Origin of the sequence: Bradyrhizobium sp. ISRA436, from assembly GCF_029910015.1 — a bacterium.
Lineage (GTDB): Bacteria > Pseudomonadota > Alphaproteobacteria > Rhizobiales > Xanthobacteraceae > Bradyrhizobium.
Window position 1 is genome coordinate 3,433,601 of the sequence record NZ_CP094519.1, and the last position, 16,395, is coordinate 3,449,995.

Below are 16,395 nucleotides of genomic sequence, written 5' to 3' on the forward strand. Positions count from 1 at the left end.
CCTGCGTGCGGAACTGTACGAGGGACATCCCTTGCTAGTTCAGATAATCGTCACAATATATTGAAAGATCGTGTATTTTTGTTCTGATGCGACGTATTGTGTGACGGTTTGGCCACACCGCCCAACGCCGTCAAGAGGTTGTGTCGGACCGCGGACACGCTATTGTCGCGGCCCGGCCGGGACGTGAGTTGGCGTTTCGCCGCGCGCCGTTGACAGCGGTGACTTCAAGCTCGCGGTCTTTGTCACAAGAGGCTGTGGGAGAGCAGGTTTCCGGGACGTTCATGCCTCACAAGGTTCGAATCGCGCTTGACGCCATGGGGGGCGATGTCGGCGCATCGGTCGTCATTCCCGGCGCCGCGATCTCGTTGAGCCGTCATCCCGACAGTGAATTCCTGCTATTCGGAGACCAGGCGAAGATCGAGCCGGAACTGGCCAAGCATCCCGCGCTCAAGGCAGTCTCGAAGGTCATCCACACCGACGTCGCCGTTGCGATGGACGACAAGCCGAGCCAGGCGCTGCGGCGGACCAGGAGAGCGTCCTCGATGTGGCTCGCGATCGACGCGGTGAAACATGGCCAGGCCGACGTCGCGGTCTCCGCCGGCAACACCGGCGCGCTGATGGCGATGGGGCGGCTCAATCTGCGGACGCTGCCCGGCGTCGACCGCCCGGCGCTTGCAGCGGTGTGGCCGACGCTGCGCGGCGACTCCGTCGTGCTCGACCTCGGCGCCACGATCGGCGGCGACGCTCAGCATCTGGTGGCGCTGGCGGTGATGGGCAGCGCCATGGCGAGCGTGCTGTTCAACCTCGAACGGCCGACCGTCGGCCTGCTCAATATCGGGTCCGAGGAGATCAAAGGCCATGAGGAGATCCGCGAGGCGGCCGGAATGCTTCGGGCGATGAACTCGGCCCAATTCAACTATATCGGCTTCGTCGAGGGCGACGGGATCGGCAAGGGTCTTGCCGACGTGATCGTATCGGAAGGTTTCTGCGGTAACATCGCGCTCAAGGCCGCCGAGGGAACTGCGCGCCAGATGTTCGCCCTCCTGCGCGAAGCCATGGGCTCGAACTGGCTGGCGCGGATCGGCTACCTGTTTGCCCGTAGCGCGTTCCAGAAGCTGCGCGACAAGCTCGATCCCAACAAGTTGAATGGCAGCGTGCTGCTCGGCCTGCAGGGCGTGGTGGTCAAGAGCCATGGCGGCACCAACGCGGAAGGCTTTGCCTATGCGGTCGATGTTGGCTATGAGATGGCCCACTACGATCTCCTCACCAAGATCAATCAGATGCTAAATCGCGACGGCAGCGCGCTGGTGCAGGCGCAGACCGCGCAGGAGGCTGTCTCGTGACTGCGATACGTTCGGTTGTGCTCGGCTGCGGCTCTTACTTGCCGGAGCGGGTTTTGACGAATGCCGAACTTGCGACCCGAATTGACACATCGGACGACTGGATCGTGCAGCGCACGGGCATCCGCGAGCGCCACATCGCGGCCGACGACGAGTTCACCTCGCATCTGGCGATCAATGCGGCGCGCGCCGCGCTGGCCCATGCAGGGCTCGACGCGCAGGCGATCGACCTGATCGTGCTCGCGACCTCGACCCCAGACAACACCTTTCCCGCCACCGCGGTCGCGGTCCAGCACGGGCTCGGCATCAACCACGGCGCGGCGTTCGACCTGCAGGCGGTGTGCTCGGGCTTCGTCTTTGCGCTCGCCACCGCCGACAATTTCCTGCGCACCGGCACCTACAAGCGCGCGCTGGTGATCGGCGCGGAGACCTTCTCGCGGATCCTGGACTGGAATGACCGCGGCACCTGCGTGCTGTTCGGCGACGGCGCCGGCGCGATCGTGCTTGAGGCGCAGCAACATGCCGGCAAGACCAGCGATCCCGGCGTGCTGACCACGCATCTGCGCTCCGACGGGCGCCACAAGGCCAAGCTGTTCGTCGACGGCGGTCCCGGTTCGACCAGGACGGTCGGGCATCTCAGGATGGAGGGCCGGGAGGTGTTCAAGCACGCCGTCGGCATGATCACCGACGTGATCGTCGATGCGTTCAACGCCACCGGCATCACCGCCGAGGACATCGACTGGTTCATCCCGCACCAGGCCAACAAGCGAATCATCGATGCATCGGCGCACAAGCTTCATATTGCGCCGCAGAAGGTGGTGCTGACGGTCGACAAGCACGGCAACACCTCGGCCGCTTCGATCCCGCTCGCGCTGTCGGTTGCCGTGAAGGACGGGCGCGTGAAGAAAGGCGACCTGGTGCTGTTCGAGGCAATGGGCGGCGGCTTCACCTGGGGTTCGGCGCTCGTGCGCTGGTGAGCGCATCGCTAAAAAGTGCAAATACTTTGCCGGTTCCTTTGCCGCGTCCGAGTGCTGCTCGCTGTTGACCATTGCGCGCTAAGCTTTTAATTTCAGTCAACAAAATTGTTCGCCGAGATTGCGGGGCAGGCGAGATGACCACGGGAACCGGAAAAACTGTTACACGCGTTGATCTGTGCGAAGCGGTCTATCAGAAGGTAGGCCTGTCGCGGACGGAATCGTCGGCATTCGTTGAGCTTGTGCTGAAGGAGATCACCGATTGCCTGGAGAAGGGCGAGACGGTGAAACTGTCGTCGTTCGGCTCCTTCATGGTGCGCAAGAAAGGACAGCGCATCGGACGCAATCCGAAGACCGGCACCGAGGTGCCGATCTCGCCGCGCCGCGTGATGGTGTTCAAGCCGTCGGCAATCCTGAAGCAGCGGATCAACGGCCACATGGCCACCAATGGCGACGGCAGCAAGGCCGAGTGACCATTGAACCGAGGTGAGAGAGGAGCGGGCATTTGGACAAGGCGCCGGATGCGTTCCGTACCATCAGCGAAGTCGCTGACGAACTCGACATCCCCCAGCATGTCCTGAGATTCTGGGAAACGCGCTTCGCGCAGATCAAGCCGATGAAGCGGAGCGGCGGACGGCGCTATTACCGTCCGGACGACGTCGATCTGCTCAAGGGCATCCGCCGGCTGCTTTACGGCGAGGGTTACACGATCCGCGGCGTGCAGCGGATCCTGAAAGAGCACGGCATCAAGTCGGTGCAGGGCATCGCCGACCAGACCGCGGCCGTTTCGTTCGGCGCGGTCGAGGAGGCGGTCGGCCACAGCATGGCGGAGCCCGACGACGCCGGGATTAGCGACGGCTTCGATCTCGACGGGGAGGAGGGCGACGGCGACGAGAAGGGCATCGACTACCGATTCGTCGATCCCGACCAGGATGCCATCCTGTCGACCTACAAGGCGCGGGCCCAGCCGGCGAAGGCACAGCCCGCCGCGCCTCCGGTGCGGGCCGGGATTGCGGCCGCCGATCGCGAGCGACTCGAGCGCGCGCTGCAGGAACTGGTCGTCTGCCGGCAGGTGATCGATTCGGCGATGAAGGACGGCGACGACAGGGGTGGAACCGGCGCCTGATTGACGGTGCCAAGGCCCGCTTCCCGCCTTGCGCGGACGCGGGATCGCAGCTAATGGAACGGCATCGGAGCGTGGCGCAGCCCGGTTAGCGCACTAGTCTGGGAGACTAGGGGTCGGAGGTTCAAATCCTCTCGCTCCGACCATTTTCCTCAAGGTCCGTTCCGGACACATGGGTTACGTTTCATTCCGAGGACATAGGTAACAGTTTTGGTCCGAAGGGATTTGCAAGGGGTTCGAGCCTGCAAGTCTCGTCGTCGAAGTAGCCGAGATCATATTCCATGAAGCTGACGAGCCAAATGCGGTCGTCGGTTTGCTTGATGCCGACGGTCTGGCCGGCGAAGACCTGACTGAGATTGATCTTCTGGTTATTGAAGCAGATGCGGCCGCAAGTGGTGACGGTGGCGGCCTTATCGTGAAGCGGATAGTCGAGGTCGGGCAAGCCGCGATATGGCCGGGACGAGGGCTGATAGCGCTCGGCTGGACACTGCATGTTGAGTGCCTGGTGTGGCCGCTCGTTGTTGTAGCCGTCGATGAAGTCATCGAACCTGGCCTGCTGCTGCAGGAAGTTTTGCGCGGCCGGCTTGGTGGCCTCCAGCTTCAAGGTCAGATGCATGCGCTCATGGCGGCCGTTCTGCTGCGGGTTGCCGGGCTTGATCCGCTTGATTTCGATACCGAGCCTGAGCCACCAGACCGACAGCCTGCTTAAACCGAACAAAGCATTGGGACTGGCAAACGGAACGCCGTTGTCGGTGCGGATGGCTCGCGGCAGGCCGAACTCCTTGAAGACGCTCTCGACCACCGGGAAAGCATAGACTTCCTTGGTGGTAGAGAGGGCTTCGCAGGCAATGAGATAGCGGCTGGCGAAGTCGGTGATGGTCAAGGGATAGCAGTATCGCCGGTCGGCAAGCATGAACTCGCCTTTGTAATCGGCGCACCACAGCTCGTTCGGCTGGGCCGGCCAAGAGAGTGCTGTGCCCTCAGCCCTGTTGCGTCGTCGGGTTCGGCGCTTGACCAGGCCATGGCGATCGAGCACCGCATGCACCGTGCTGATCGCGGGCGTGTGGACATCCGGATAGAGCCGGGCCAGTCGCTCCCTGATCTTTGGGGCGCCCCAGCTCGGCTTGTCCTGCTTCAGGCGTACGATCAGCGTTTCGATCTGGTCCGGAAGCTGATTGGCGTGGCGGTATGGCCGGCGTGAGCGATCGGTGAGGCCGTCGAGCCCGGTCTTGTTGTAGCGCGTGAGGATCTTGTAGCCGGTCTTGCGGGAGATGCCGAACTCGCGGCAAAGCCCCGCCATCTGCTCGCCATCCAAAAGTCTGGCAATGAACTTCAGTCGTTCGTCCATGGGTTTACACACCTTCCAGGGCATCTTGCGCTCCCCGCAAAAGGCCCGATTGTGTAACCCATGTCTCCGGAATGAACTGTCACCCCTCTCTCAGGAAGGGCAATGATTGCGATCGATTTGGATTTCGAACCAAGGCTGCTCACTTCGCGGGCTGCGCTTTTGCCCATGTCAGTTCTGACGGGGGGCGGTCGGACCGCGGATTGAAGTCAGGCGACTCGGCGATATCCGTTTACCCAAGCCGAAATGTACGTCCCGAGCACTCCAAGGACGAATCCGGCGGAGAACACATTTAGACTGTGCAGCCGGGGTATTCCCGCCTGCCATGCTATGCCGTTGAGTAAAGCGAGAACGATGACGACGCCGATGCCGTAGGCAGTAAGCGTGCGCATTTGACAACTCCTCCTTGCTGTCGCCCCGCACTGCTTGGTCGGATCATAGATGTGTTTTCAAAGTCCCCCCATCTCGCCGGACACCGCATGGGCCACGATGATCTTGTGGCACATGTCCTGCGACCAGCAGATCACATGGCGGGGGCGGCCCTAGGCACTGTAGTCCAGCGCGACTTTCACGCAGGCCTTTTCAAGACGGCCGTTGAGGGTGGCGAGCTTGGTCGTGAACTCGGCCAATTCCTTTTCGCTGAATTCCTCGAAGACAATTTTCCTGAACGCGTTGTATTGCTCGGCGAGGCTTGCCAGGTGCTTCTTGGTCTTGTCGGTCAGCGACAGCCGGACCACCCGCGCATCGGCCGGCGAGGGCGAGCGATGCAGCAACCCCTTCTGCTCAAGAAGCTTGGACTGGGTTGTCACGAACGACGGATCGACGTGGAGCAGCTTCGACACCATGTTGATCTGCACGCCGTCGTCCTTGTCGAGATCCGAGATCGCGATCAGGATCATCCATTGCGGAGCGCTGACGCCGAGCGACTTGCCCCAGAACTGGCGGACCTCCTCAAGATGAGAGTTGATGGAGGAGATCTCCAAGGTGAAGCGTTTGATGATGTCGAGATTTTCGATGGCGCGCTGACGCGTCGCATCCTTCCTTGTCACTGACACAGATTCCCCTTCCTCCTGCCCGGCACAGCTTTTTCGCCGCTTTGATTCTTGTGATCGTTGTGGGCAATCGCGATTGTTCACGCAAGGCGGGCCCGGCGCAAGTGACCTTAAATTAATTATGACGCTTGCGTGACAAGCAAGATTCTCTCCGTGTGACAAATTATCATGGAAAGGCAATGGGGTGTGGGTGGCGTTGCTGCCGAGCCACAGTGTGGCTTCATTCGTATAGCTGACTTTATAAACTATTTTGATTAGGAATTCGGCGCAGGCATATTGGCCCCGGCGGTAGGGGAATCTCGATCGTCCCGATGCGTTTGAATCACTCATGTTCACCCTCTCCTGGGGAATTCATCGGGAGGCGTGAACGCGCTGAATGGTTTTGCGACAGGCGGGGGATCTCGGGGCGCTCGCGGCCCGGACTCTCCGCATATGAGCAACTTGGAGGTTAATATGAAATTGGTGAAGAGCCTTATCCTGGGCTCGGCGGCTGCCCTCGTCGCAGTCGGCGGCGCTCAGGCCGCTGATCTTCCCGTCAAGGCCAAAGCGGTCGAGTACGTGAAGGTCTGCTCCCTGTACGGTCCCGGCTTCTACTATATCCCGGGCACCGACACCTGCATCAAGCTGGGCGGCTACCTGCGCGCGGACGTTCTGGCGAACACGAACACCGTCGCCGGTCCCAACTACAACGGCGCCAACGGTGCCAACAACCGCTTCACGAACGGCTACACCTGGCGTTCGCGTGAAGACCTGAACATCGATACGCGCACCGCGACCGAGTACGGCGTGGTCCGCACCTACTTCGACGCGGTGTTCACCTGGACCTCGGGCACCTACGCCGGCGTCGGTAATGGGTCGACGACTTACTCGGGTGACGCTGTCGCCGGCGGTTCGCTCGGCGTCTACTACGCCTTCATCCAGTTCGCCGGCTTCACGATCGGTAAGGCGGTCTCGCAGTTCGCTGCTCCCTGGACTGGCTATCCGGGCAACAACTTCGACGGTCTCGTCGGCGGCGTCAACACGACCACTGGCGTGAACCAGTTCACCTACACCGCGCAGTTCGGCAACGGCGTGTCGCTGTCTCTGTCGGCCCAGGATCAGACGCTGTACTCGCAGGCTGGCGTGAACAACCTCAGCGCTGGCGGTGCTTACGGTGCGAGCGACTATGCAGGCACGATTGCGCCGGACTTGATCGCGTCGCTCAAGGTCGATCAGGCCTGGGGTCTGTTCCAGGCGTCGTTCGCGGCGCATGACAGCCATGCGGCCTACTACGGCGGCACCGAGTTGACCGGTCATCCGGACGACAAGTGGGGCTGGGCTGGTGCGCTGGCCTTGTCGATCAAGAACATCCCGACCGGACCCGGCGACGTGATCAACGTCCAGGGCGTGTATACGGATGGTGCGACCCGTTACAACATCCAGGACCTCGCCAGCCAGGCGGGCGCGATTGCGATGTTCGGTGGTTCGAACCTGCCCGGCGTCTATGGCAGCGTTGGCTTCGGCACGGCACCCGACACGGTGTTCATCGCTGGCGGTCAGCAGCAGACCATCAAGACCTGGGGTATGCGCGGTGCGTACACCCACAACTGGAATCCGTACTGGAACACTGCCATCTACGGTGCTTACGCCGCTGTCATGTACAACGATACGGCTAAGTCCTACATCTGCGGCGTTGGTGGCGTGGGCGGCACGTTCCGTACCGCGTTCGGCACTGGCGTGACCACCTGCAACCCCGACTACAACCTTGCACAGATCGGCGTGATCACCCGGTGGACCCCGGTCAAGAACCTGACCTTCTCGGCAGACGTGACCTACTCCCACCTCGATCAGAAGTACGCTGGCACGATCGCCTTCCCGGGTAGCGCCGCGATTGGCAAGCCGGCCGCCACCTACGAGCTAAAGGATCAGGACACTGTGATGCTGCTCCTTCGCGCTCAGCGCAACTGGTAACACCGGTTGATCTGATCACGCTGCAACAGAACCCCGGCGGGAAACCGCCGGGGTTTTTTCTTTGACAGCGACGAGCAAGAAGACAGCGAGCTACGGCATCTCGGTCCACGCGAAGGACGAAGATGAGCCATGCGATTCATTTGCCGCAGATTTATTTACTTACCTGATCTACTAAACTATATAGGGCGACGGCCAACATATGAATGATGGCTCTTAGCTTGAAGCTAAGCCTCCCAAACCTCCGGCAATGCCCTGCCGGAGGTTTTTGATTCCACGGTCTCGCTCCTGATTGCCGCGCACGTTCGCATCATTCGCGCGGCTGCGGCTCGCGAAAGTGGCGCTCGATTCATTTTCTGCTGGCGGCGGAAAACTGAGTCGATCTTCAGATTCGCGAGCGCCGACGGCAGCGAGTTGGCGTCGGCGTAGCGCGTGTAGCGGTAAGCAGCCAGTGGTTGCACGGGGCCCTGCGCGGGAGGGCAGCACAGGCTCCGTGCCCAACCGCCGATTCGGCGTCGTCAAGATTTGACGGAATCGATCCGCGATGCATTCTCGCCGGTCATGGGGCGCTTCAAGAACAGCCGCCTAGCTCGCATGAGCAGCGGCCACTATTGCTTGATACGGGATCTCGGGCTCGTGAAGGGCGGCAAGGGACTGCGGCACCACGAGGTGATCCTTGATTTCTCGTGGCGCGGCCTGCTCAGGCTGTTCTTTCCGTAGGCACGGAGATCCCGCGACGGCTCGGCCGCCGGGCATGTCCTTATCAGGGGCCAGTCCCGCCGCCGCGGCAACTGGACGGCGCAACGACAATCGGTAGGCTTGGTCCGCCGATCGAGAACACCGCCGCAAGAGCGGGATCGGACATGCGGGATGGAAACGACGAGGGCTAGCCATGAAGACACGTCCGATCGGCGTGATACCGCCGATGACCACGCCGTTCCGGAAGGACGGCGAGATCGATCTCAAGCTGGTCGCGCCACAGGTCGACTGGCTGCTCGGCGCCGGCGCCCATGGCATGGCGGCCGGCGGCTCGACCGGAGAGGGTCACGCGCTCGATCATGAGGAATATCGCGACCTGATCGCGGCAACGGTGGAGGCCGCCGGGGGCCGGGCACCGGTCATCGCCGGCATTATCGTCGACTCCACCCGTGACGCCATCCGCCGCGGCAAGCTGGTCCGCGACATGGACGTCGCGGCGCTACAGGTGACCCCGGTGCATTACCTGTTCAAGCCCGATGACGAGGCTATGGTCGGTCATTTCCGCCGCATCGCCGATGAGACCGGCATGCCGATCATCATCTACAACGTGGTGCCCTGGTCCTATCTGTCGCCGGCGCTGCTGACGCGGATCATGACTGAGGTGCCGCTGGTGGTCGGCGTCAAGCAGAGCGCGGGCGACCTGAAGCTGTTCGCCGACCTCATGATGATGGCGCCGGACAAGCTGATCTACAGCGCGGTCGACGCGTTGATGTATCCGTCCTACACGCTCGGCGCCCACGGCTCGATCGCCGCGATCCTGACCGCCGTGCCGCACGCGTCGGTGGCCCTGTGGGATGCGGTGAGGGCAGGCGATCACGGCAAGGCGCTTGACCTGCACAAGAAGCTTCTGACCATGTGGAACGCGCTCATTGCCGACAATCTGCCGGCCTGCACGCGCTATGCCCAGACGCTGCAGGGCCTGCCGCAAACCTATCCGCGGGCGCCGATGCCGGAGGCTTCGCCGGCGCAGCAGGCGGCGATTGCGAAGGCATTGGAGGGGCTTGGTGCGGCGCTACCCGGCAAGCGCGTCGAGGCGGCCGAGTAGACGGCTTTGCGGATCAGATCCCGAGCAGCCAGACGCCGACGACGGCCGCGAGCACCACGAGAGCGCTGATCACCCAACCGGCCGCGTAGGCCGGGTCGCGGTCGTCAGGTCGATCGACCATCGTGTCACGCCAGTGGGTCATGGCAATCTCCTGGAGTGAGCTCTTCTCATCGGTACGTCGCAACCGATGCAAAGAGGTTCAAGGGGGACACGAAATTCCGCGGCGCGGTTTGGCGCCGCAACAGCGTCGCGTTGAACTGCGTGCCGATCGATCGTAGGTTTTCGCGGGCTCGTTGCCATGGGACCGGAGCGTGTTCCGATCTCCCGCTCGCGCAAGAACACTAAAAATATCAGGAAACTCTCATGAAGGATTTTGCCGGAAAGATTGCCGTGATCACCGGGGGTGGCACGGGTATGGGGCGGGAGCTCGCGCGCCAGCTGGTCGCTGAAGGCTGCAATGTCGCGATGTGCGACGTGTCGGCCGAGGCGATGGCCGAGACCAAGCGGCTCTGCGAGGTCGAGAAGCTGCCACAGGGCCTGCGTATCACCACCCACGTCGCCGACGTCTCGATCGAGGATCACTACAAGCGTTTTCGTGACGAGCTGATCGAGCAGCAGGCAACCGACAAGATCCATCTGCTGTTCAACAACGCCGGCATCGGCGGCGGTGGCAGCCTGTTCACCAACACGCGCGAGCAGTGGGAGCGCACCTTCAACATCTGCTGGGGCGGCGTCTATCTCGGCGTCCGCACCTTCCTCCCGCTACTCGTGAAGGCCGACGAGGCCCACATCGTCAACACCTCGAGCGTCAACGGCTTCTGGGCTTCGGTCGGCTTGGGCGTGTCGCACACGGCCTACAGCGCGGCGAAGTTCGCGGTGAAGGGCTTCACCGAAGCGCTGATCAACGATCTCCGTCTCAACGCGCCGCACGTCAAATGCTCGGTCGTGATGCCCGGCCATATCGGCACCTCGATCGTCTCCAACTCGCGCAAGGTGCAGAACGGTTCCGACCAGCTCACTGCAGACGAGCTCAAGCAGGCCCGCCAGCGCCTGACGGGGCAGGGTGTCGACGTCACGGCGCTCTCGGATCAGGACATCCAGAATCTCGCGCTCGACCGCGCGCGCACATTCCTCGAGGACGCGCCGACCACGGCGGCTGCCGCCGCCAAAATCATCCTCGACGGCGTCAAAGCCGACCACTGGCGCATCCTGGTCGGCGACGACGCCCACAAGCTCGACGCCCGTGTCAGACAGGCGCCGGAGCAGGCCTACACGGAAGAGTTCTACAAGAGCTTCGTGCAGGAGGCCGGCTGGCGGATCGGCTGACTAGCCGCGTACCGCGCGCTGGCGCGGCCCCAATTGGTAGGCGAGGCGGTAATGCCCTGCGCAATAGGGCATGCCGCCGAGCGGCGTGTTGCCGCAGAAGCAGAAGTCGTCAGCCCCCGGCGTGCTGATCGGCCAGCGGCAGCGCTGCTCGCTCAGCTCGAACAGCGAGCAGCTGTTGGTGCTGACCACGGGAGCATCGTCGGCCGGCTGTTGGTAGACCGACTGCAACATCTGGAGCTGTCGCTTTGCGGTCGCTCTGGACGCGGCTCTGGCGGATTTCTTCCGGCGCGCGCGGCGCTCCTCGGGCGTCGTGCGCGTCAGGTTCAGCCTGGAAAGCTTGCCGATCACCGCGTTGCGGCTGACGCCGATATTGACGGCGATGTCGCGGCAGGAGAGGCCGGCTGCAAAATAGCTTTTGAGTTGTTCGACGCGCTCGGGCGTCCAGGTCGGTTCGATGGCGATCATCTGACGGTTCCACGCTCTGTTGAACCGCCGCGCCGGCGCGGGTTTAGGGCGTGCGGCCGTTGTCGCGGATCGCAAGCAGCCCGTCCTTGATCGCGAGCCGAATGCCTTCCTCGATCAGTGTCCGTGCGACGCCCGGGACGCTCGTGCCGTGGGTGCCCTGTCTCACCAGCTTCTCAAGATATCCGATGGTCGAGAGCGCCAACGTGACGGGTACGCGGTCGGTTTCGGCCTTTTCCGTAGCCATGAGGAACGCTTAACTCTGAACGCGTGTACTGAAAAGTAGCTATTTAGAGTCTATTTAGTAATGCGGCAGTTCGTCAAGGCTCGGCTGCGCGCAAGCGGCGGCGCGCCGGGAGCCAGTTCCGGCGCGCCGCGCTCTTCAGATTGTTCAGTGAAACGAAGGGCTTAGCTTCGCAATTCGACCTTGATCGGGAACTTCTTGAGCAGCCGCTCAGCGGTTTCGGCCTTGTCCGGTGTCGCCGTGACGCTCAGGACCAGCCCGCGGGACGGGTCGGTGATCGCGTCGACGCTGACCTCCTTGGACAGCCCCTCCAGCGCGAGCAACTCACGGGCAGCCTCGCCGGCCGCGATCTCGCGGAGCTTCGGCTTGAAGATCTTGCCGACCGGCGTGACCGGCATCTCGGCAATGACCGACACAGCGCGCGGCCGCGCCGGCGGCTCGGGAACGTTGTCCTGCACGAAGGCGGCCAGCGCTTGAGCATCGATGTGGGCGCCGGGCTGCGCCGAAACGAACAGCATCGGCACCTCGCCGGCATAGGCGTCGGGACGCCCGACCGCGGCGGCAAGCGCCACGCCCGGAAACTGTAGCGCCGCGTCCTCGATCGCGCGCGGGTCGATGTTGTGGCCGCCACGGATGATAAGGTCCTTGGCGCGGCCCATGATGTAGACGAAGCCGTCGGCGTCGATCCGGCAGATGTCGCCGGTGCGCAGCCAGCCGTCGTGGAAGGCATCCGCGGTCTGCTTCTTGTCGACATAGCCGGCGAACACCTGCGGCCCCCTGGTCAGGAGCTCGCCGACTGGCGAGGGCCATGGTCCTGTGTGCAGCTTGCCGCCTTCCAGGATCGCAAGCTCGACCAGCGGATTGCGTGTGCCGACGCTTTCCGCGCGCGGCTGCACGCCGTGCACGTCGTGCGTGATGGCGCCGGCGAGCTCGGTCATGCCGTAGAGCTGCTGGATGCAGGGGCCGCCCCAGGTCGCAAGATAGCGGCGTTCGATTTCGAGCGGGCAGATCGAGGCGCCGGTGGCGGTGACGCGCAGGCTTGAAATGTCGCTGTCGGCGACCGGGACGTCAGCGATCGCACCGAGCACGGTCGGCACATTGCCGGCGATGTTGATGCGATATTGCTCGACGATCTTCCAGAAATTGGTGATCAGCGCCGGATCGCGCGCGCCGGCAGGGCCGGGAACGAGCATGGTGACACCTGACGCCAGGCAGTTGGCGACGGTGCAGAACAGGCCGCCGACATGGAACAGCGGCAGCGTGATCATGCCGCGCTCGCCGCGGCGAAAGTCGAGCGCCATTTTGGAGGAGATCGTCGAGGCGACCATCGCGCGGTTGGTGAGCCGCGCCACCTTGGGATGGCCGGTGGTGCCGCCGGTCGGCAGCATCACGGCCACGCGGTCGGCCTCGCTCATATCCTTCGACTTGCCGTAGTCGTCGCGCCAGGCAGGATCGGGCCGCAAGAGCTCGCCGTCGAACGCGCTGCTGCCGTCGAGCGGCACGATCACGATGCGCTTCAGCGTCGGCACCTCGCGCTGCAGGCCTTCGATCTTCTCATAGAGGCCGCCCGGCATGCCCGGCGGTGGCGCCAGCAACAGCTTCGCCTCGATCGCGTTGAGCTGGGCAATGATCGCTTCGCGCGTGAACAGCAGGTTGAGCGGTTCGGCAATGCCGCAGGCGGCCGCGCCGAAGATCGCAACCACGGTCGCGGGGCAGGCCGGCAGCAGGATCGCAACCGCGTCGTCCTTGCCGACGCCTTGGGCGCGGAAGTAATTTTCCGCTGCCTTGACGCAGCCCATCAGGTGGTCGTTGGAGATCACCACCGGGTTCGGATCGAGCGGCGAGCGCAGATAGATGGCGGCTTCGGCGTCGGGCGCACCCTGCGGGCCGCGGGCAATCAGATCGAGGATGCGCGGGCAGGCGTTAAGCGCCTCCTGCATCTCCTTGTCGCGCGCAGCCTCATCGGCCGGCGAAAGCCTGTCCTTCAGCATGTCCGTCCCCGTCGCTTTTGTTCGTTGGCGGGGATTGTATCGAGCCGCACCTGCGAAGCACAAGTGCGGCTTATCGACCGATCGTCAGCCGTGCACGACGGACTTGGCGATCATGCAGTGAATCCCCTTGGAGCCGTTGACCGTCTGCGTCACGCGCAGGTCAGCGGCCAGGCTGCACAGCGTGTAGGCGTCCTCGCGCGAGAGATTCCGCTTCTCGCCGAGCAGGGCGATCATGTCGCGCAAGGCCCGCACCACGCACTGGTCGAGGTCGGGATCCATCGCCATGGTCATGTAATGGTCCGCCGTCTCCGCGCGCGGATAGGCGAGCTTGATATCCTTGCGCAAGGTCAGGCGGAAGCGGCCGGTGAGCGCGGTCTCGATCGCGGTGACGCAAACCTCGCCGTCGCCCTGCACACCATGGCCATCGCCGCAGGAAAACAGCGCACCCGGCACGAACACCGGCAAATAGAGTTTCGCGCCGGCGCCCAGCTCCTTGTTGTCGAGATTGCCGCCCATCGCGCGCGGAATCAGCGAGGAGATGCGGCCCCACGCCGGCGGCGGCGACACACCCATCACGCCGAAGAACGGCTTCAGCGGCAAATCGAGCCCCCAGGGCATGCGGCCGACCATGCGCTCGCGATCGAGCGGGATGTTGAGGATGCGCGGCTCGTGGAAATCGTCGGGCAGGGTGCCGGTCAGCGGCTTGATCAGATTGTAGCCCCAGTCCTGGCGCAGCTGCACATCGAGGATATCGACCTCCAGCACGTCGCCCGGCTCGGCGCCGGCGACCGCAATCGGGCCGGTGAGGATGTGCCCCGGCACCATCCGCTCGCTTCGCGCGTGGATGTCGGCCAGTTCCGGCGGAACGTGAAACTTGCTGCGGTCGGGCACCACGTCGGGACCGCCGCTGACGGTCTCGATCGTGACCTCGTCGCCGCTCGCAATCGTCAGGACCGGCTTCAGCTTGGCTTCAAAAAAGCCCCAATGGCAGGTTTCCGGACTGGACTTCAGATGATGGTGGGTCATGTGACGTCTTTCGATTGCAGCGTTGGCAGCGTATGACGCTGTAGCAGAACTTCGCAGAGGCTTCCCTTGTTTTTTGTTCTCTCCAAGACACTCGGCATCATGCTGCTGCCGATCAATCTCCTGCTCGGCATTGGCCTGATCGGCGTCATCCTGTTGCCGACGCGGTTTGCTGCGCTCGGCCGCAGGCTGATGGCGGCATCGCTGGTGCTGCTTACGATCTGCGCCTTCTCGCCGCTCGGCAACATCCTGCTGTACGGGCTGGAGCAGCGATTTCCGCCATGGGATGCCTCGCGCGGCGCGCCCGACGGCATCATCGTCCTCGGCGGCTCGATCGAGCCTGATCTGTCGGTCGCACATGGCACGCCTGTCGTGCGCAGCGCTCCCGACCGCATCATCGCCGCGGCAGCGCTCGCGCTCAAATATCCGAATGCACGCCTCGTGTTCACCGGCGGCAGCGCGAACCTGATTTCGAACGACGCGCGCGAGGCCGATTATGCCGGCGAGATCTTCGAAAGCCTGGGCATTCCCAAATCGCGATTGATCATCGAGCGTCGCTCGCGCAACACCGTGGAGAATGCCGAATTCTCCAAGGCGTTGCTCGATCCGAAGCCAAGCGAGCGATGGCTGCTCGTCACGTCGGCCTATCACATGCCGCGCTCGGTCGGGCTGTTCCGCAGGGCGGGATTCAACGTCGAGGCCTATCCGGTCGACTGGCGCGTCGGCAATGTGTTCAGCTTCGCCACACTCGCGGTCGAAGGCATGTCGCGGACCGATCTCGGCATGCGGGAGTGGATCGGGCTCGTGGCCTATCGTTTGACGGGCAGGATCGACGATTTGCTGCCGGGCCCGGTCGCGCGCTAAGGCGCGAGGACCTGTCGCCTCCGTCGGTCAATCCGGCTAACATCAAACCAACAGGCGGCGTGAAGCCGCCGATGACGGGAGCTCAAGGCATGCAACTGCAGACACCGCCGGAACAGTTCGACCTCGCCGCAATCGTCGCCGATCTGAACAGCCTGTTGCGGCTGAAGACCACTGTCATCGGCGTCAAGATGTTCGCGCGTGTCGAGGACATGGAGGCGATCCCGAAGATCCGCCGTCCGTCAGCGATCCACACCACCGATCAGATCGTCAGCATGGCGTCGCGGCTCGGCTGGACGGTCGGCATCACCGGCGACGATCTGGTCGGCGCGCAGTGCCGCGCGGTGATCGGGCTCGGCCCGCAGGACGAGACATGGCTCGCCGGCGAAAACTATGTCGGCGTGTGGCACGGCACCTCGGAAGATGCGCGCAAGCGGCAGGAGGCGCTCGACGTCGTTCCTTACGGCCAGTACCAGGCGATGGCGGTGAGCCCGCTGTCCAGCGGCCGGCTCAATCCGCCTGACATCTGCCTCGTCTATGCCACGCCGGGGCAGATGATCATCCTGATCAATGGTCTGCAATATACCGGCTACAAGAAGTTCGAGTGGGGGGTAGTCGGCGAAACCGCGTGCGCGGATTCGTGGGGGCGGGCGCTGAAGACCGGCGAGCCGAGCCTGTCGCTGCCGTGCTTCGCCGAACGCCGCTATGGCGGCGTGCCCGACGAGGAAATGCTGATGGCGCTGCCGCCGGCCTATCTCGTGAAGGCCATCGCGGGCATGAAGCAGCTCGCCAAGAACGGCCTGCGCTATCCGATCGCGCCGTACGGCATCCAGGCCGACGTGCGCGCCGGCATGGGCGTGTCCTACGGCAAGAAATAGACGGGATTGCTTCGCTGCGCCGGCA

The 16,395-nt window shown here is 63.5% G+C and carries 17 protein-coding genes and 1 tRNA gene; 11 read left to right on the forward strand and 7 right to left on the reverse strand.

The window, feature by feature from the left end; all coding sequences use genetic code 11:
* The first annotated feature begins 281 nt into the window (after window positions 1–281).
* From plsX to MTX23_RS16295, 5 genes are all read left to right on the forward strand, one after another.
* Window positions 282–1,343, forward strand: coding sequence for a phosphate acyltransferase PlsX (gene plsX / locus MTX23_RS16275; protein ID WP_280977689.1), 1,062 nt, complete (start codon window positions 282–284; stop codon window positions 1,341–1,343).
* On the forward strand, window positions 1,340–2,317 hold the full coding sequence (locus tag MTX23_RS16280; RefSeq protein WP_280977690.1) for a beta-ketoacyl-ACP synthase III: 978 nt from the start codon (window positions 1,340–1,342) through the stop codon (window positions 2,315–2,317). The genes plsX and MTX23_RS16280 overlap by 4 nt, the downstream gene beginning before the upstream one ends.
* A gap of 134 nt (window positions 2,318–2,451) precedes the next feature.
* Window positions 2,452–2,787: an integration host factor subunit alpha gene (locus MTX23_RS16285; protein WP_280977691.1), complete on the forward strand. Its 336-nt coding sequence runs from the start codon at window positions 2,452–2,454 to the stop codon at window positions 2,785–2,787.
* Window positions 2,788–2,819: 32 nt separating this feature from the next.
* Window positions 2,820–3,440, forward strand: a complete 621-nt coding sequence (locus MTX23_RS16290) for a MerR family transcriptional regulator (RefSeq protein ID WP_280977692.1) — start codon at window positions 2,820–2,822, stop codon at window positions 3,438–3,440.
* Window positions 3,441–3,505: 65 nt separating this feature from the next.
* Window positions 3,506–3,583: transfer RNA gene (locus MTX23_RS16295), tRNA-Pro, on the forward strand.
* A 38-nt stretch (window positions 3,584–3,621) separates the two neighbouring features.
* On the opposite strand, the gene MTX23_RS16300 is transcribed toward MTX23_RS16295, so the two are convergent.
* Together MTX23_RS16300 and MTX23_RS16305 are read right to left on the reverse strand one after the other, a co-directional pair.
* Window positions 3,622–4,809, reverse strand: a complete 1,188-nt coding sequence (locus MTX23_RS16300; RefSeq protein WP_280971693.1) for an IS481 family transposase — start codon at window positions 4,807–4,809, stop codon at window positions 3,622–3,624.
* Between the two features lie 515 nt (window positions 4,810–5,324).
* Complete coding sequence (locus MTX23_RS16305; RefSeq protein WP_280978094.1) at window positions 5,325–5,837, reverse strand: MarR family transcriptional regulator; 513 nt, start codon at window positions 5,835–5,837, stop codon at window positions 5,325–5,327.
* Window positions 5,838–6,287: 450 nt separating this feature from the next.
* Here MTX23_RS16305 and MTX23_RS16310 point away from each other — a divergent pair, with 450 nt between their 5' ends.
* The 3 genes from MTX23_RS16310 (at window position 6,288) to MTX23_RS16320 (ending at window position 9,585) form a co-directional block, all read left to right on the forward strand.
* On the forward strand, window positions 6,288–7,784 hold the full coding sequence (locus tag MTX23_RS16310; protein ID WP_280977693.1) for a porin: 1,497 nt from the start codon (window positions 6,288–6,290) through the stop codon (window positions 7,782–7,784).
* Window positions 7,785–8,306: 522 nt separating this feature from the next.
* Window positions 8,307–8,501 (forward strand): hypothetical protein, encoded by a 195-nt coding sequence (locus tag MTX23_RS16315; protein ID WP_280978373.1) that lies wholly within the window; start codon window positions 8,307–8,309, stop codon window positions 8,499–8,501.
* Between the two features lie 172 nt (window positions 8,502–8,673).
* Window positions 8,674–9,585 carry a dihydrodipicolinate synthase family protein gene (locus MTX23_RS16320; protein WP_280977694.1) on the forward strand — a complete coding sequence of 304 codons (912 nt, stop codon included), beginning with the start codon at window positions 8,674–8,676 and terminating at the stop codon, window positions 9,583–9,585.
* 13 nt (window positions 9,586–9,598) lie between these two features.
* On the opposite strand, the gene MTX23_RS16325 is transcribed toward MTX23_RS16320, so the two are convergent.
* Window positions 9,599–9,727 (reverse strand): hypothetical protein, encoded by a 129-nt coding sequence (locus tag MTX23_RS16325; RefSeq protein WP_280977695.1) that lies wholly within the window; start codon window positions 9,725–9,727, stop codon window positions 9,599–9,601.
* A gap of 221 nt (window positions 9,728–9,948) precedes the next feature.
* On the opposite strand from MTX23_RS16325, the gene MTX23_RS16330 reads away from it, so the two are divergent.
* On the forward strand, window positions 9,949–10,911 hold the full coding sequence (locus MTX23_RS16330; RefSeq protein WP_280977696.1) for an SDR family NAD(P)-dependent oxidoreductase: 963 nt from the start codon (window positions 9,949–9,951) through the stop codon (window positions 10,909–10,911).
* On the opposite strand, the gene MTX23_RS16335 is transcribed toward MTX23_RS16330, so the two are convergent.
* From MTX23_RS16335 to MTX23_RS16350, 4 genes are all read right to left on the reverse strand, one after another.
* A complete protein-coding gene (locus MTX23_RS16335) occupies window positions 10,912–11,376 on the reverse strand; it encodes a GcrA family cell cycle regulator (RefSeq protein WP_280977697.1) in 465 nt (154 codons plus the stop codon).
* A gap of 43 nt (window positions 11,377–11,419) precedes the next feature.
* Window positions 11,420–11,620 carry a hypothetical protein gene (locus MTX23_RS16340; protein ID WP_016844973.1) on the reverse strand — a complete coding sequence of 67 codons (201 nt, stop codon included), beginning with the start codon at window positions 11,618–11,620 and terminating at the stop codon, window positions 11,420–11,422.
* Window positions 11,621–11,781: 161 nt separating this feature from the next.
* Entirely contained in the window at window positions 11,782–13,608 is a 1,827-nt protein-coding gene (locus MTX23_RS16345; protein WP_280977698.1) for an AMP-binding protein, read from the reverse strand.
* Window positions 13,609–13,692: 84 nt separating this feature from the next.
* Complete coding sequence (locus tag MTX23_RS16350; protein ID WP_280977699.1) at window positions 13,693–14,634, reverse strand: acetamidase/formamidase family protein; 942 nt, start codon at window positions 14,632–14,634, stop codon at window positions 13,693–13,695.
* A 66-nt stretch (window positions 14,635–14,700) separates the two neighbouring features.
* Between MTX23_RS16350 and MTX23_RS16355 the strand changes: the two genes are divergently transcribed.
* Together MTX23_RS16355 and MTX23_RS16360 are read left to right on the forward strand one after the other, a co-directional pair.
* The gene (locus tag MTX23_RS16355) at window positions 14,701–15,495 is read left to right on the forward strand and encodes a YdcF family protein (RefSeq protein WP_280977700.1); all 795 of its coding nucleotides are present in this window, start codon (window positions 14,701–14,703) and stop codon (window positions 15,493–15,495) included.
* A gap of 89 nt (window positions 15,496–15,584) precedes the next feature.
* Window positions 15,585–16,370, forward strand: coding sequence for a DUF169 domain-containing protein (locus MTX23_RS16360; RefSeq protein ID WP_280977701.1), 786 nt, complete (start codon window positions 15,585–15,587; stop codon window positions 16,368–16,370).
* The last annotated feature ends 25 nt before the right edge of the window (window positions 16,371–16,395 follow it).

Coding starts and splice junctions, on each gene's coding strand:
- plsX (WP_280977689.1), top strand. CDS start 282: ATGCCTCACAAGGTTCGAATCGCGCTTGACGCCATGGGGGGCGATGTC.
- MTX23_RS16285 (WP_280977691.1), top strand. CDS start 2,452: ATGACCACGGGAACCGGAAAAACTGTTACACGCGTTGATCTGTGCGAA.
- MTX23_RS16300 (WP_280971693.1), bottom strand. CDS start 4,809: ATGCCCTGGAAGGTGTGTAAACCCATGGACGAACGACTGAAGTTCATT.
- MTX23_RS16310 (WP_280977693.1), top strand. CDS start 6,288: ATGAAATTGGTGAAGAGCCTTATCCTGGGCTCGGCGGCTGCCCTCGTC.
- MTX23_RS16320 (WP_280977694.1), top strand. CDS start 8,674: ATGAAGACACGTCCGATCGGCGTGATACCGCCGATGACCACGCCGTTC.
- MTX23_RS16325 (WP_280977695.1), bottom strand. CDS start 9,727: ATGACCCACTGGCGTGACACGATGGTCGATCGACCTGACGACCGCGAC.
- MTX23_RS16330 (WP_280977696.1), top strand. CDS start 9,949: ATGAAGGATTTTGCCGGAAAGATTGCCGTGATCACCGGGGGTGGCACG.
- MTX23_RS16335 (WP_280977697.1), bottom strand. CDS start 11,376: ATGATCGCCATCGAACCGACCTGGACGCCCGAGCGCGTCGAACAACTC.
- MTX23_RS16340 (WP_016844973.1), bottom strand. CDS start 11,620: ATGGCTACGGAAAAGGCCGAAACCGACCGCGTACCCGTCACGTTGGCG.
- MTX23_RS16345 (WP_280977698.1), bottom strand. CDS start 13,608: ATGCTGAAGGACAGGCTTTCGCCGGCCGATGAGGCTGCGCGCGACAAG.
- MTX23_RS16350 (WP_280977699.1), bottom strand. CDS start 14,634: ATGACCCACCATCATCTGAAGTCCAGTCCGGAAACCTGCCATTGGGGC.
- MTX23_RS16360 (WP_280977701.1), top strand. CDS start 15,585: ATGCAACTGCAGACACCGCCGGAACAGTTCGACCTCGCCGCAATCGTC.